Annotated in this window: 13 protein-coding genes; 6 read left to right on the plus strand and 7 right to left on the minus strand. The window is 71.2% G+C overall.

Going from position 1 to position 15,124, the window contains the following annotated elements; genetic code table 11:
* Nucleotides 1-33: 33 nt before the first annotated feature.
* On the plus strand, nucleotides 34-1,146 hold the full coding sequence (ald, locus tag A4R43_RS23220) for an alanine dehydrogenase (protein ID WP_113694267.1): 1,113 nt from the start codon (nucleotides 34-36) through the stop codon (nucleotides 1,144-1,146).
* A 7-nt stretch (nucleotides 1,147-1,153) separates the two neighbouring features.
* On the opposite strand, the gene A4R43_RS23225 is transcribed toward ald, so the two are convergent.
* Together A4R43_RS23225 and A4R43_RS23230 are read right to left on the minus strand one after the other, a co-directional pair.
* Nucleotides 1,154-1,861, minus strand: a complete 708-nt coding sequence (locus tag A4R43_RS23225; protein ID WP_113694268.1) for a TetR/AcrR family transcriptional regulator — start codon at nucleotides 1,859-1,861, stop codon at nucleotides 1,154-1,156.
* Nucleotides 1,858-3,351 carry an MFS transporter gene (locus A4R43_RS23230; RefSeq protein ID WP_113694269.1) on the minus strand — a complete coding sequence of 498 codons (1,494 nt, stop codon included), beginning with the start codon at nucleotides 3,349-3,351 and terminating at the stop codon, nucleotides 1,858-1,860. Before A4R43_RS23230 ends, A4R43_RS23225 begins: the two co-directional genes overlap by 4 nt.
* A 390-nt stretch (nucleotides 3,352-3,741) precedes the next feature.
* Here A4R43_RS23230 and A4R43_RS23235 point away from each other — a divergent pair, with 390 nt between their 5' ends.
* The 5 genes from A4R43_RS23235 (at nucleotide 3,742) to A4R43_RS23255 (ending at nucleotide 12,951) form a co-directional block, all read left to right on the plus strand.
* Nucleotides 3,742-4,731, plus strand: coding sequence for an ABC transporter ATP-binding protein (locus A4R43_RS23235; RefSeq protein ID WP_113694270.1), 990 nt, complete (start codon nucleotides 3,742-3,744; stop codon nucleotides 4,729-4,731).
* Complete coding sequence (locus A4R43_RS23240; RefSeq protein WP_113694271.1) at nucleotides 4,731-5,615, plus strand: ABC transporter permease; 885 nt, start codon at nucleotides 4,731-4,733, stop codon at nucleotides 5,613-5,615. Before A4R43_RS23235 ends, A4R43_RS23240 begins: the two co-directional genes overlap by 1 nt.
* A 592-nt stretch (nucleotides 5,616-6,207) precedes the next feature.
* Nucleotides 6,208-9,975, plus strand: coding sequence for an ABC transporter ATP-binding protein (locus A4R43_RS23245; protein ID WP_113694272.1), 3,768 nt, complete (start codon nucleotides 6,208-6,210; stop codon nucleotides 9,973-9,975).
* Between the two features lie 243 nt (nucleotides 9,976-10,218).
* Nucleotides 10,219-11,424 (plus strand): IS110 family RNA-guided transposase, encoded by a 1,206-nt coding sequence (locus tag A4R43_RS23250; protein ID WP_091679428.1) that lies wholly within the window; start codon nucleotides 10,219-10,221, stop codon nucleotides 11,422-11,424.
* Between the two features lie 927 nt (nucleotides 11,425-12,351).
* Nucleotides 12,352-12,951 (plus strand): DUF4291 domain-containing protein, encoded by a 600-nt coding sequence (locus A4R43_RS23255; protein ID WP_113697822.1) that lies wholly within the window; start codon nucleotides 12,352-12,354, stop codon nucleotides 12,949-12,951.
* Here the strand turns inward: A4R43_RS23255 and A4R43_RS23260 are convergent.
* The 5 genes from A4R43_RS23260 to A4R43_RS23280 all read right to left on the minus strand — a co-directional run bounded on the left by A4R43_RS23260 (nucleotide 12,906) and on the right by A4R43_RS23280 (nucleotide 15,000).
* Nucleotides 12,906-13,265 carry a DUF6086 family protein gene (locus A4R43_RS23260; RefSeq protein WP_162788565.1) on the minus strand — a complete coding sequence of 120 codons (360 nt, stop codon included), beginning with the start codon at nucleotides 13,263-13,265 and terminating at the stop codon, nucleotides 12,906-12,908. The two genes, A4R43_RS23255 and A4R43_RS23260, sit on opposite strands and share 46 nt — an antisense overlap.
* A 10-nt stretch (nucleotides 13,266-13,275) precedes the next feature.
* A complete protein-coding gene (locus A4R43_RS23265) occupies nucleotides 13,276-13,596 on the minus strand; it encodes a hypothetical protein (RefSeq protein ID WP_113694274.1) in 321 nt (106 codons plus the stop codon).
* 61 nt (nucleotides 13,597-13,657) lie between these two features.
* Nucleotides 13,658-14,041, minus strand: a complete 384-nt coding sequence (locus A4R43_RS23270) for an SMI1/KNR4 family protein (RefSeq protein WP_113694275.1) — start codon at nucleotides 14,039-14,041, stop codon at nucleotides 13,658-13,660.
* An 80-nt stretch (nucleotides 14,042-14,121) separates the two neighbouring features.
* Nucleotides 14,122-14,433, minus strand: coding sequence for a type VII secretion target (locus tag A4R43_RS23275; RefSeq protein WP_113694276.1), 312 nt, complete (start codon nucleotides 14,431-14,433; stop codon nucleotides 14,122-14,124).
* A gap of 12 nt (nucleotides 14,434-14,445) precedes the next feature.
* Nucleotides 14,446-15,000, minus strand: a complete 555-nt coding sequence (locus A4R43_RS23280; RefSeq protein WP_113694277.1) for a YbaB/EbfC family nucleoid-associated protein — start codon at nucleotides 14,998-15,000, stop codon at nucleotides 14,446-14,448.
* Nucleotides 15,001-15,124 lie beyond the last annotated feature (124 nt).

The following is a 15,124-nucleotide window of genomic DNA, read 5'->3' on the forward strand; positions in this document are numbered from 1 at the left end:
GCAGAGCACCTTTTCGAACCCAGGAGGCAAGCCGTGCGGATCGCCGTCCCCCGTGAGATCAAGACCCACGAGTACCGGGTCGCCCTCACCCCGGCCGGGGTGCACGAGCTGACCCGCCGTGGCCACGACGTTTTTGTCGAGGCCGATGCCGGGCTCGGCTCGGCCATCACCGACGAGGAGTACCTGTCGGCGGGCGCGAAGGTCATCGCCAGCGCCGACGACACCTGGGCCGAGGGCGAGCTCGTGCTCAAGGTGAAGGAGCCGATCGCCGAGGAGTACGCCCGCCTGCGCGCCGACCAGGTGCTGTTCACCTACCTCCACCTGGCCGCCGACCAGCCGCTGACCGAAGCGCTGCTGAAGGCGGGCACCACCGCCGTGGCCTACGAGACCGTGCAGACCCCGAACGGCGCGCTGCCGCTGCTGGCGCCGATGTCGGAGGTCGCCGGCCGCCTCGCCCCGCAGGTCGGTGCCTACGCGATGATGAAGCCGAGCGGTGGCCGCGGTGTGCTGCCCGGCGGCATTCCCGGCGTGCACCCGGCGCGCGTGGTGGTCATCGGCGGTGGTGTGGCCGGGCTCAACGCCGCGCGGGTCGCGCTCGGGCTCGGCTCGGACGTGGAGATCCTGGACACCAACGTCGACCGCCTCCGCCAGATCGACAACGACTTCGGCGGCCGCATCCGCACCGTCACCTCGAACGCCTTCTCCGTGGAGCAGGCCGTGCTCGAAGCCGACCTGGTGATCGGCGCGGTGCTGGTGCCGGGCGCGAAGGCGCCCAAGCTGGTCTCCAACGAGCTGGTGGCGCGGATGAAGCCGGGCAGCGTGCTCGTCGACATCGCGATCGACCAGGGCGGCTGCTTCGCCGACTCGCGCCCGACCACTCACGACGAGCCGACCTACCGGGTGCACGATTCGGTGTTCTACTGCGTGGCGAACATGCCGGGCGCGGTGCCGCGCACCTCGACCTACGGGCTGACCAACGTGACCCTGCCGTACGCGGTGGCGCTGGCCGACCGCGGCTGGCAGGCCGCGCTCGCCGCCGACGCCAGCCTCGCCAAGGGCCTGAACACGCACGCCGGTCAGCTCACCAACGAGCCGGTCGCCGTCGCGCACGGGCTCACCCACACCCCGCTGTCACAGGTCGTGTGACGGCCTCCTAGTCCGGGTCCTCCGCGGCTGTTCCGCGGAGGATCCGGGCGAGGCCGTAGTCGAACTGGTCATCGGGGTCGGCCGCGTCGCCGAGCCCGAGGTACCGATTGATCCGCGGGTACCGGTCGCCGTAGGCCGCGGCGAACTTCCCGGCCACGTCGGCGTTGAACTCCGCCATGGACGCCCCGTGCGCGGCGACCCGCTGCCGCCACTTCATCTCGTTCACGATGAACCCGTAGATGAAGTTGTTCAGCACGCCCGCCATCGGCGCGATCTCCTCGCGCGGCAGCGGCGAATCCTCCAGCGCGCCGACAAAGGCGTCGTAGACACGCATCGCTTCGGGCCCGGCGTTCAGCATCACCCCGTAGAGGGTCGCGATCCACGGGTGCGCACGCACGGTGTCCCGCAGGCCGTGGGCGATCCGGCGCAGGCGGTCCACCCAGTCGCCGTCCTCCGGCGGCAGCTCGATCTCACCGGACACCGCGTCGAGGGCCAGTTCCAGCAGCGCGTCCTTGGTCGGCACGTGCCAGTAGAGCGACATCGGCGCCACGTCGAGCCGGGCGGCCAGCTTGCGCATCGACAGCGCGGGCAGGCCTTCCGCGTCCAGCATCGCCACCGCCTCGCCGACGATCTGCGCACGCGTCAGCCCCGGCTGCCGGGCGGGCGCCGCCCGGCGTTCGCTCAGCCAGATGCTGTCGAGGCCGCCGTCGGTCACGCGGTCACCCTATCCGCGCGGCGCAGCAGCGCCCAGGCGACGGCCCCCGCGGCGACCGCGGCCACCGCCCCGCAGACGAGGCTCAGCGAGATGCCCGCGACAAACGCGTCCCGCACGTGGTGCACCACTTCGGGGCAGCCGCCCGCCGCCTGCAGCGCGAGCCCGACCGACCGCTCCGCCCCGTCCGGCAGGAACGACGGCAACTCCGCGGCGAACCGCGCGGCCACCAGGCTGCCGAGGATCGCCACGCCCAGCGAGGTGCCGAACTCCTGCAGCGTCGAGGTCAGCCCGGACGCGATCCCGGCGCGCTCACGGGGAATCGCGCCCATCAGCGCGTTCGCCGAGGTGGGCATGGCGATGCCGACCCCGGCCCCGACCAGCACCAGGCCGAGCAGCGTCGGCCCGTACCCGCTGTCGGTGCTGACGAAGCTGAGCGCCAGCAGCCCGCCGCCGAGCACGGTCAGCCCGGCCGCGATGGTCGCCGGAATGCCGAGCCACGCGGCCAGCTTCGGGCTGGCCGGGGTCACCAGCAGCACGCTCAGCGCCAGCGGCATCACCCGGAACCCGGCTTCCAGCGGCGAATACCCCAGCACGAACTGCAGGTACTGGGTGAACAGGAACAGCGAGCCGCCCATGGCGAAGGCGACCAGCGCGTTGCTGGCGACCGCGCCGGTGAACCGCGGGTTCCGGAACAGCGTGAGGTCGAGCATCGGTTCCGGGGTGCGGCGTTCCCAGGCGACGAACCCGGCGGCGGCGACCAGCCCGACGGCCAGCGGCACCAGCACGCGCGCCGAGCCCCAGCCGTGTTCGGGCACCGAGATGATGCCGTAGACCACGCCGACGCTCATCACCACGGACAGCAGCACGCCAGGCAGGTCGGTGCGCCGGCTCGACGGCGTCTTCGACTCCGGCACCAGCAGCGCGATGGCGACGATGGCGATCGCGCCGACCGGCAGGTTCAGCACAAAAACCGAGCCCCACCAGTAGTGGGTCAGCAGCGTGCCGCCGATCACCGGGCCGAGCGCGAAGCCCAGCGAGGCCACCGCCGACCAGGCGGCGATCGCCTTCGGCCGCTCGCGCTCGTCGAAGATCTGCATCAGCACGGCGAGCGTGCTCGGCATCAGCAGCGCGGCCCCGATGCCCATGCCACCGCGTGCCAGGATCAGCTGCAGCGGGGTCTCGGCGGCGGCCGCGATCGCCGAACCGCCGGTGAACAACGTCAGCCCGATCAGCAGGGCGCGCTTGCGGCCGAACCGGTCGGCGAACGAGCCGGTGGTCAGCAGCAGCCCGGCGAGCACCAGCGAGTAGGCGTTGATCATCCACTGGATCTCGGCGGTGGTGGCGCCGAGCGAGTCGGTGATGGCCGGGATGGCCACGTTGAGCACGGTGTTGTCCAGCAACACCACCAGCAGGGCCAGGCACAGCACGGCGAGGATCACCCAGCGGCGCGGGTGCGAGGTGCTCTGCCCGGGCGGAGAAGGCTGCGTCACGACCGAATCCCCCTTACGGTGTACGAGTCCCTTACAGCGTACGAGGGCGGGCGCGCGAAAGCCACGGGTTTCACGGGGAGCGAAGTGCGGACATGAAGCGGCGGCCCGCTCAACCAGCCTGGGGGTCACTGGGAGCGGGCCGCCAAGGCACAGTCTAGGCACTCTCGCCGCGCTTCGCCGCCCGGGGTGCGCATGAGTTCTTCATTAGTTGTCCACCCGAAGCGCCGAGGTCTGGTGAAAGATCCAGTTGCCCCGCCGCGACCTGCGGTTTCCCCGGCTCGTCTACTCCGGACGGTCCAGTGCGACGGTGACGAACGTGACCGAGATCGCCCCGCGGCGGGGCCCGTACGGCAGGATGCCCCCCACAGCAAGCCGACGATCGGGGGCGATATGCACGACGGCAGTGGCCGGATCGTGGTGCAGAACCTCACCAAGCAGTTCGGACCGGTGACCGCGGTGCAGAACCTGAGCTTCGTCGTGGAGCCCGGTTCGGTGACCGGCTTCCTCGGCCCGAACGGGGCGGGCAAGACCACCACGCTGCGCATGCTGCTCGGGCTGGTCAAGCCGACGCAGGGCAGCGCGACCATCAACGGGCGCACCCACGACCAGCTGGGCAACCCGGCCAGGGTGGTCGGCTCGGTGCTGGAGAACGAGGGTTTCCACCCCAAGCGCACCGCGCGCAACCACCTGCTGGTCTACGCCGCCGCGATCGGCGTGCCGGACCAGCGCGCGGACGAGGTGCTCGGCCTGGTCGGGCTGGGCTCGGCGGCGCACCGGAAGGCTGGCGACTTCTCACTCGGCATGCGGCAACGGCTGGCGCTGGCCACCGCGCTGCTCGGCGATCCGCAGGTGCTGGTGCTCGACGAGCCGGCGAACGGGCTGGACCCCGAGGGCATCGCCTGGCTGCGCACGTTCCTGCGGTCCTTCGCCAAGGGCGGGCGCACGGTGCTGGTGTCCAGCCACCTGCTCGCCGAGGTGGAGCAAACCATCGACCAGGTGGTCATCATCAGCCGCGGGCAGACGATGTACCACGGCCGGGTGGACCAGTTGCGTGGCTCGCAGCAGTCACGGGTGGTCGTGCTGCCGTCGGACGGCAACAAGCTGGGCACGGCGTTGCGGGAGGCGGGGGTGGCCGACGTGCAGCCGATGCCGGACGGCTGGCTGACCGTGGCGGGCGCGACCGCGCGGCAGGTCGGTGACCTGGCGCTGGCGCAGGGCGTGGCGATCTACGGGCTGCGCGAGGAGACCGCGGACCTGGAGAAGCTGTTCTTCCAGCTGACCGCGGGCCAGTTCACCGCGCAGCAACCAGGCTGGGGTCCGCCACCGCAGCAGCAACCGCAACTCCAGCCGCAGCAGCAGTACTGGGGAGGGCAGCGCTGATGGGCAGGCTGATCAAGGCGGAGTTCCGCAAGACACTGACCACGAAGAGCTGGTGGGGCCTGCTGATCCCGGCGGTGCTGTTCGCCTTCGTTTTCTCGCTGGGCTGGGGTTTCACCACCAACGACTTCACCGACTTCCTCGGCAGTTCCGACACCCGCGAGCTGACCAGCATGCTCGGCATCAACGTCGGCGAGTGGCCGGTCGGCCTGCTGGCGATGGCGCACGGCATCAACGTGGGCACGCTGTTCCCGGTGATCTTCGGGGTGTTCGCACTGGCGGGCGAGTACTCGAAGAAGACGATCTCGACGACGTTCCTGACCGCGCCGAACCGCGGGCTGGCGCTGAGCGCGAAGATGATCACCTACGTGGCGTGGGGTGTGCTGTACGGCGTCGTGCTGGTCGGCGCGGCTTCGCTGGGCACGGTGCTGACCGTGGACAGCCAGCTGATGCCGAGCGCGCCGCAGTTCCTCGGCGTGCTCGGCGCGGGCATCCTGGCGACCGTGCTGGCGACGCTGTTCGGCATTGGTGTGGGCGCGATGTGGAACAGCGTGGTGGGCAGCGTCATCACCCTGGTCATCTATCTGCTGATCGTGGAGAACCTGCTGGTCATCGTGGCCTTCGGCTGGCTGGACGTGACCTGGCTGGGCGGCGTGCTGCCGAACGGCACGGTCAACGGCATCGTCGGCGCCATCGGCGCGGAGGCCTTCGGCGCCGCCGGCGTGACCCTGCCCGGCCTCGACGACGAACTCCAGTGGGCGCTCCAGTACGCGGCGGGTGCGCCCGGGGCCTTCTCGTGGTGGGCTTCAGCCCTGATCTTCACCGGCTGGACCGCCATCTTCTTCGTCGGCGGCTGGCTGGTCAACGCCCGCCGCGACATCACCTGACGGTCGGGGGCGGCCGCTCCCGCGACGGCCGCCCCCACGCCCACCAAGGGCCTCCACGCCCCCAGGGTCCGCCCTCCACATCCCGAGGCGCCGCCCTCCACATCCCCAGGCGCCGCCCTCCACACGCGCACAGGGCCCGCCTCCACGTCGCCCCTCCACGCGCACAAGGCCCGCCTCCACGTCGCCCCTCCACGCGCACAAGGCCCGCCTCCACGCCCAGGGCCCGCCCTCACGCCGCCGGGCCACCCGGGCCACCCTGCCCACGCCGCCCGGGCCACCCTCTTCACGCCGCCGGGTCACCCCCACGCGCCCCCCCCCGGGGCCGCCGCGCCCGAACGCTATGAATGTGGCTTTCATTGCGCCAGACGCTATGAAAGCCACATTCTTAGCGCTGCCCCACCCAGAGCGCCCCTCCGGAACCCAGGGACGGCCGAGCCCGGCATCTCGAATGTGGCCTTCCCAACACCAAACCCGCCCCCAACAACACGAATGTGGCTTTCGAAGCCCTTCCCGCGCCCCCAAAGCCACATTCGTGTCCACTGGCACCAGCCACCCAGCGGCGATTGTCGGTGCCCGCGCCTAGCCTGGCGTCGTGACCACCGCCCCACCCCTGCCCCGCACCGAGGCACCCCCGGAACTCCCCGAGCCGCCGCGGCCCGGCTGGATCCGGCGCCTCGCCGCGGCCTGCTGGCGCCACCGCGCCCTGGTTGTGCTCTCGTTGTGCGCGGCCGTGCTCGGCGTCGGGCTGCAGGCGGTCGGCCCGCTAGTGGTGCGCGCCGCGGTGGACGACGCGGTCGCCGGGCAGACGGCCCGCCTCGGCCTGCTGGCCGCGCTGCTGATCGGCCTGCAAGCACTCAGCTTCGGCACCGCCTTCCTGCGCCGGTACGTCGGCGGGCGGCTCGCCCTCGACGTCCAGCATGACCTGCGCCAGGCGGTGTTCGGCGCGGTGTCCCGGCTGGACGGCGGCAAGCAGGACTCGCTGCGCACCGGGCAGATCGCTTCGCGCGCGATCACCGACCTGCAGCTGGTGGTCAGCATCCTGATGCAGGTCCCGCTGTCCGCCGGCTCGGTGATCTTCGCCCTGCTCGCGCTCGGCGCGATGCTGTGGATGTCGCCGCTGCTCACGGTGATCGCGCTGGTGGTCGCGCCCGCGGTGGCGATCGTGGTGGCGCTGAGCAGGCGGCGGCTGTTCCCGGCGACCTGGTCCGCGCAGCAGCGCGCGGCGGACCTCGCGCAGCACGTCGAGGAGACGGTCACCGGGGTGCGCGTGGTGAAGGGCTTCGGCCAGGAGGCACGCGAGGTCGCCCGGCTCGAACGCACCGCCCGCAAGCTGTTCGGCGAGCGGCTGCGCGCGGCCCGGCTGTCCTCCTTCCCCGCCGCGACCACGGCCGCGCTGCCCGCCGCCGGGCAGGTCGCGGTACTCGGCGTCGGCGGCATGCTGGCGCTCAACGGCGAGGTCAGCCTGGGCACCTTCCTCGCCTTCGCCACCTACGTCTCGGCGCTGATCGGGCCCGCGCGAATGCTGTCCAGCCTGATCGTGCAGGCGCAGCTGACCCGCGCCGGCGCGGAACGCGTGTACGAGCTGATCGACGCGCAGCCCGAGGTGACCGAGAAGCCGGACGCGCGGCCGCTGCCGTCCGGTCCGCTGGACATCCGGTTCGACGACGTGAGCTTCGGCTACACCCGCGCCGAACCGGTGCTCGACGGGCTGTCCCTGCACGCCAGACCGGGCGAGACGCTGGCGCTGGTGGGCACGGCCGGTTCCGGCAAGTCGACCATCTCCCTGCTGCTGCCGCGGTTCTACGACGTGCACGCCGGGTCCGTCCACATCGGACAGGAGGACGTCCGCGACCTCCGGCTGAGCGAGTTGCGGCAGGCCATCGGCGTGGTGTTCGAGGAGGCCTTCCTGTTCTCCTCGTCGGTGCGCGACAACATCGCCTACGGCAAGCCGGACGCGAGTGACGAGGAGGTCGTCGCGGCGGCGAAGGCGGCCGAGGCGCACGAGTTCATCCAGCAACTGCCGGACGGCTACGACACGCTCGTCGGCGAGCGCGGGCTGACGCTGTCCGGCGGGCAGCGGCAGCGCCTTGGCCTGGCCCGCGCGCTGATCACCGATCCCCGCGTGCTGCTGCTGGACGACGCCACCTCCGCGGTGGACACCGTCACCGAGGCGGCGATCCACGAGACCCTGCGCTCGGTCACCGCCGGGCGCACCACGCTGCTGGTCGCGCACCGCCGGTCGACGCTGGCGCTGGCCGACCGGATCGCCGTGCTGGACGCGGGCCGCGTGGTCGACGTCGGCACCGCCGAGGAACTGGAGGAACGCTGCCAGCTGTTCCGCGAGCTGGTCGCGGGTCCCGATGAGAACGTCGAAGCGGTGCACCACTGCTCGCCGCTGCGCCGCAACGAAGACGGCATCACCCCGGAACTCTGGCCTGACGACGAGGACGAAGACGAGGTCGCGCGCTTGGCCGACGCCGCCGAGCAACGCACCACCACGCCGAGCGCGCGTGCGCTCAGCGGCCCGCGCGGCAGCGGCTCGCTCGACCTGCCGCCCACCGAGGAACTGATCGAGGGCGTGCGGAAGCTGCCGCCAGTGCGTGACGAACCTTCCCTGCACGGCATGGACGTGACCGCGCCAGATCCGCGGTTCCGGCTGTCCGGCATGCTGCGGCCGGTGCGCTGGCTGCTGGCCGGGGTGATCGCGCTGGTGGCGGCGGACGCGGGCGCGAGCATCGCCCTGCCCGCGCTGTACCAGCAGGGCGTCGATCGCGGGGTGGTCGCCGGTTCGGTCACCGCGATCTGGGTGGTCGCCGGGATCGGCGCACTGGTGATCGCGTTGAACTGGCTGGTGATCGCGGCGCAGACGCGGCTGACCGCGCGCAGCGGCGAGACCGTGCTGTACGCGCTGCGGGTGCGCAGTTACGCGCACCTGCAACGGCTCGGGCTCGACTACTACGAGCGCGAACTGTCCGGGAAGATCATGACCCGGATGACCACCGACGTGGACGCGCTGTCCACGTTCCTGCAGACCGGCCTGGCCACCGCGGTGGTCAGCGCGCTGACCCTGGTCGGCATTTCGGTGGCGCTGCTGGTGATCGACGTTTCGCTGGCGCTGTACGCGCTCGCCGTGCTGCCGGTGCTGCTGGTGGCCACGGTGATCTTCCGCAGGCTGGCGTCGGCGGCGTACACCGAGGCGCGGGAACGGGTCAGCGTGGTCAACGCGGACATGCAGGAAAACGTGTCCGGCGTCCGGGTCGCGCAGGCGTACACACGCGAGGAGCGCTCGGCGGAGTCGTTCGCCTCCAAGAGCGATGCCTACCGCCGGTCGCGGCTGCGCGCGCAGCGCTACATCGCGACGTACTTTCCTTTGGTGACCATGCTTTCCGGGGTGGCGGAGGCGGTGGTGCTGGTCGCCGGCGCGAACCGCGTGGCCGAGGGCACGCTGTCGGCCGGGGTGCTGCTGGCCTTCCTGCTCTACCTCGGGCAGTTCTTCTCGCCGATCCAGCAGCTGTCGTCGGTGTTCGACGGCTACCAGCAGGCGAAGGTGGGCCTCAAGCGCATCGGCGACCTGCTGCGCACGCCGAGTTCGGTGCCCGCGGCGGAAAACCCGCGTCCCGTGCCCGAGCGGCTACGTGGCGAGGTGACCTTCGACTCCGTCGATTTCGCTTACGCGGGAACGGATTCGAAGGCGCTGTCAGCGGTGTCGCTCGATGTGCGCCCCGGCGAAACCATCGCACTGGTCGGCGCCACCGGTGCCGGGAAGTCGACCGCGGTGAAACTGGTCGCCCGCTTCTACGACGCGACGGGCGGCGTGGTGCGCATCGACGGCGTGGACGTCCGGGAGTACGACCTGACCGCACTGCGGGGGAGGATGGGCGTAGTGCCGCAGGAGGCGCACCTGTTCTCGGGCACGGTCGCGGACAACGTGCGGTACGGCCGCCCGTCGGCCACGGATGCCGAAGTGGAAGCCGCCGTGCGCGCGGTGGGCGCGCTGGAGGGCGTCGCCGCCCTGCCGCAAGGCTTCCGGCAACCGGTCGGCGAACGAGGCCGCTCACTGTCGGCGGGCCAGCGGCAACTGGTCGCACTGGCGCGCGCGGAACTCGTGGACCCGGACATCCTCCTCCTGGACGAGGCCACGGCCGCGCTGGACCCGTCCACCGAAGCCGCCGTCCTGGCCGCCACCGACCACATCACCCGCCGACGCACCACCTTCGTCGTCGCGCACCGCCTCGCCACCGCCGCCCGAGCCGACCGCATCGCCGTCCTGGACCACGGCCGCATCGTCGAAGAAGGCCCGCATGCCCAACTCCTCACCACCTCCGGCCCCTACTCCCACCTGTGGCGCCTAAGCACCTAACCCACCCCGCCGCCCCGTTACCTTTTTCGTAGCTCCTGATCAAGGAGTCGTGGTCGCCAGGTCCGGCATGACTGACGCCCCCAGTCGAGCGCATGATCCGGGGGGTGGTGTCACCGGACCTGGTGGCATCGAGGGACCGCTGATAGGGACACGGCCGCCCGCCGGGCAGGTCTCGTCGTAACGTGGGTGCCGGCCGTCGATGCCCGACCGGCGACCACCCGCGACGAACGAACGGCAGGACGGATGACCAGCGGTTACCAGGTGTTCCTCGGCCTGGACGTCGGCAAGGGCGAACACCACGCCGTCGGCCTGGACCCGGCGGGCAAGCGGCTTCACGACGCGCCGCTGCCCAACAGCGAACCGAAGCTGCGGGCGCTGTTCGACAAGCTCGCCGCGCACGGGCCGTTGCTGGTGGTGGTCGATCAACCGGCGACGATCGGCGCGCTGCCGGTCGCGGTGGCCCGCGCGGCCGGCCACCGGGTGGCCTACCTGCCCGGCCTGGCCATGCGACGCATCGCCGACCTCTACCCCGGCCGCGCGAAAACCGACGCCCGGGACGCGTTCGTCATCGCCGACGCCGCCCGCTCGCTGCCGCACACGCTGCGCCCGGTCGACGTCGGCGACGACGCCCTGGCCGAGCTGGACGTGCTGGTCGGGTTCGACGACGACCTGGCCGGTGAGGCCACCCGGATCGGCAACCGCATCCGCGGCCTGCTCACCGGCGTCCACCCCGCCCTGGAACGCGCGATCGGCCCGAGGATCAGTCACCCGGCGGTGCTGGAGATCCTGTCCCGCTGCGGCGGCCCGACCGGCATCCGCGCCGCCGGCCGCCGCAAGCTCACCGCGATCGCCACCGCGCACGCGCCCCGCATGGGCGACAAACTCGTCACCGCGATCCTGGCCGCGCTGGACGAGCAGACCGTCGTCGTCCCGGGCACAACGGCGGCCGACACCGTCCTGCCCCGTCTGGCCGACAGCCTGAAAACCGTTCTCCAGCAACGCAAACAGGTCGCCACCGAGGTCGAAGGGATACTCGATGCGCACCCTCTTGCCGGGGTCCTGACCTCCATGCCCGGCGTCGGGGTCAGGACCGCAGCCCGCATCCTGCTGGAGATCGGCGACGCCACGGCGTTCAAGTCCTCCGGCCACCTGGCCGCCTACGCCGGCATCGCCCCGGTCACCCGCAGCTCGGGCTCCTCCATCAAGGGCGAGCACCCGGCCCGCACCGGCAACCGCAAACTCAAGCGGGCGTTCTTCCTCGCCGCGTTCGCAGCCTTGTCCGACCCCACCAGCAGGGCCTATTACCAGCGAAAACGCGATGAAGGGAAGAAGCACAACGCCGCGCTGATCTGCCTGGCGCGGCGCCGCTGCGACGTCCTGTTCGCCATGCTCCGCAACAAGACCTACTACCGGCACCCCGAGACCACTCCTGCCCCGGCTGCGGCTTGACAACCACATAGGGACACCCCCCTTTCTCGCACCCCCACCCACTGCGGCGCAGCACCCCCACTCCCACCCCCACCCGCTGCGACGCAACACCCCCACGCCCTCCACCCACTGCGACGCAACACCCCCACGCCCATCTCCACCCACTGCGGCGCAACACCCCCACGCCCAACTCCTCCACACTCCAACCCAGCCCCCACACACGCCCCAACTCCTCCGCACGCCCCAACCCAGCGCCCCTCCCCTCACGCTCACGCCCCCCACACGCCCGCGCCGCACCACACACGGCCGCACGTTCTCGCGCCGCATGCCCGCGTCCCCTCACGCCACCGAGTCCACCCTTCGCGCGGTCCGCCCCCTCCTCTAGCCCCAAACCCCAGCCTCACCCGGCGCGGCAGCAGCGCACCTTCACGCCCCGAGCCCCAACTCTGCGCGAGTTGCGGGGGCCCTCCCCGCGCCACCAAACTCCAGCCTCAGATCACACACGGTTGCATCCCCGCACCGCCGAGACCCAGCCCCACACCGCACCGCGCACGGAGCCCACGGCAGCTTCCTCGCGCCACCGAGCCGCGCCCTCGCGCAGCCAAGCTCCACGCCAATGTGGCTAGGCCCCTACGCACCACCACGCCCACGCGGCATGGGGCTGCACCTCACGCCGCCGCCCAGCGCCGCCCTCCAACCCGGACCGCCCCAGCTCAGCCGCCGTTGCACAGCCGTCGACCCGGCCACCCCTCGCAGGTGCCGTCGCGCAGCCGCCAGCTCAGCCGTCCTCGCGCAGCCAAGTCTTGCGCCGCCAAAGCCAGCCGTCCCCACGCAACCGGGCCCCACGCAACCGCGGCCAAGCGGTCGCGCGGCTAACGCCCCCACCAGCAAAGACCCCTGACGAAAAGGGCATGCCGCCGCCACTACTGCCCTGTCACCATGTCGGGCATGCAAGACATTCCGTACCGCCAGATCCGCGCCGTGCACACCGGGCGCACGATCCGCGTCTACCAGGCCTACTCCCCCGCCATCGCGGAGCCGGCGCTGGCGGCTGGCACCTTCGTCCCGCCGTTCAAGCGTGAGCGCATGACCTGGATCAAACCGTCCTTTCTCTGGATGGCGTATCGCTGCGGCTGGGCGAGCAAACCCGGCCAGGAGCGGGTCCTCGCGCTCGACCTCACCCAGGAGGGCTTCGCCTGGGCGCTCGAGCATTCCGCCCTCAGCCACTACGACCCCGAATTCCACCCCGACCGCGAAACCTGGGCGAAGAGCGTCAAAACCCACCCCGTGCGCATCCAGTGGGACCCCGAACGCGGACTGCGCCACCAGCCGCTGCCCCACCGGTCCATCCAAATCGGACTTAGCGGGGAGGCCGTCGGCCGGTTCGTCGACGAGTGGATCACCGCGATCACCGACGTCACCGCGACCATGCGTGAAATCGGCGGGCTCGTCGCCGCCGGCGACCTCGACCGGGCTCGTGCGCTGCTGCCCGACGAGCGGCCCTACACCGGCATCCTGCCGGAGAGCTTCTCCGCCTCCGCCAGGTAGACGCGCTGCTCCTCGGTCTCCGGTTCGATCCGGGCCCCGCCGCGCGTCAGCATCACCACCGACGGCCGCAGCACGCCGTCCACCATCATCCGCCGCAGTTCGTGACCGGAGCGGAAATACTCCCGGAAAACGTGCTCGGTGAACGCCTGGAATCGAACGATGTCCACCTCGTGAAAATCCGCCGCCATCGCGGTGAAACCGGTGGGCACGCCGACCAGTCCGGCCAGGCCTTCCGCCAGCGCCAGGTACGTCTCACCCACGCGCGACGCGGGGCTCCACACCGTTTCCCCGCCGACTTCGAAAACGCAGCCCACCGCACGCATCCTAGGGCTGTTTGTCCTCTTCGAGGTCAAAAACGGCCAGCATTTCGGTGATGTGCCCGATCAGCAGCACCGCCATCGGCGAACCGGCCGCCGGGCATTCCGCCAATCGCACGCACAATTCGGCCAATGCCTCGCGATCGCGAGGACCACCGGCCAGCAGCACGTCGAGACGGCCGTCCTCGAAGGTCCGCAGGTATTCGATCAGGCGCAGGTCGTCCACGTCGGCGAGCCGCCAGCCGACCAGCCGGCCGTCGGCTACCAGCAGTTCCCGATCGCGCGCGAGGCGGATCCGGACCACCTCCGCGAACCGGGAGCGCCGCACGGCCGAACCACCTCCGCCCCGCATACTCCCGCCTCGGGGCCGACGGCCGCAATGATCGCGGTCAGAGGTTGTGCCGGGCCTTCAACTCCAGGTGCCGCTCCGCCTCCGCGCGGAGGAAGGCGAGCAGGCTGGGCCAGCTCTCCCGGACCTCGGTCTCCATCTCCTCGTACAGGTGCACCCGCCCACCCGGCTCCAGCCAGTACAGCTGGTAGCCCTGGTGCATGCCGAGCAAGATCGAACCGGGCGCGATCAGGTGCTCGACCTTGTTCTCCCGCACCAGATCCCGCATCTCGTCGGCGAGTTCGACGATGCCCGGGTAGAACACCGACGTGCCACGCAGCAAATCCCCCGCGCGCCTGCCCATCCTCAGCAGGAAGTCCTCGTACGGCTGCGGCAACCAGCCGACACCGCGAACCCTCGCCACCTCTTCCTCGGTGCACGGCACCAGGGTCTCCTCGGTGGCCAGCCCCCGCTCCAGGAGGTAGGCGGCCAGGTCCTCAATCCCGCAGGTCCCGCGGATCCCGCTCAGCCCGCTTCGGCGTTCTTCAGGGCCTTGCTGGTCGCGCCTTCCCGCTCGGTGTACGCGGCCGCCGAGTCGCGGACCTTCGTGGCGGTCTCGGTCAGCGACTCGACCGCCGTCTTCAGCGCGTTGACGCCCATCTCCTCGAACGGCTGCAGCAACATCGCGAACGGCTGGCAGATCACCCCGTACGCGCTGTCGTCCATGGTCACCTGGCTCGCCGCGTCGACCGCGGTCTGCATCCGCTCGGAAAAGCCGTCGACCTTGCCGGCGTGCACGGTCAGTTCGTCGTTGAGTACCTCGTAACCCTGTGGCATCGCTCACCCCTCCTAGTCGCGGCGCAGGAAAGACTGGTCGCTGAAGTCCTCGCCGTCTTCGTCGTCCGGGCCGGGCTTCCGGCGCGGCGTCGGCTTCGGCGCGGGCGGGGCCGGAGGCGCCTTCGCGGCCGGCGGCTCCTCTTCCTCGCTCTCGTACAGCTGCCGCTGCTGCGGCTGCCCGGCGACCGGCGGCTCGTCCTCCTCGGGCGGCGCCGGGAAGTTGTCCACCGCGGTGGCCACCAAGTGCCGCGTGGTCGCGTCGTCACCGACCGTCTCGGCGGTGATCTCGGCCAACCGCTCCGGGTACTTCGACTGCGCCTTCTGCATCGCGCGCAGCACGTTGGCGGCGATCTCGTCCGGGCTCATCTTCAGCACGGCCTGCGTCATCTTGACGTCGGTGGGCAGCCCGTTGTGCCCGACGGTCACGCTGACCGCGCCCGAGGCCACCGACTCGGTGATCGAGATGCGCTCCACCTGCGCCTGCATCGCCTGGTACTTCTGCGACGTCTCCGCCGCGTTGCGCTCCCAGTCGTTCACCATGCGCTCGACGTCGGCCAGATCAGCCACCGGACACCCCTCACCTAGTCACTACTGAGCACAGACGGGCGCGCCCGCCGCGCGGTTCCACCCATCATTCCGCGTGTGCCCGCGACACCGGCGCAACCACCCTCCCGTATCGATTCAGTGACAA

Origin of the sequence: Amycolatopsis albispora, from assembly GCF_003312875.1 — a bacterium.
GTDB lineage: Bacteria > Actinomycetota > Actinomycetes > Mycobacteriales > Pseudonocardiaceae > Amycolatopsis > Amycolatopsis albispora.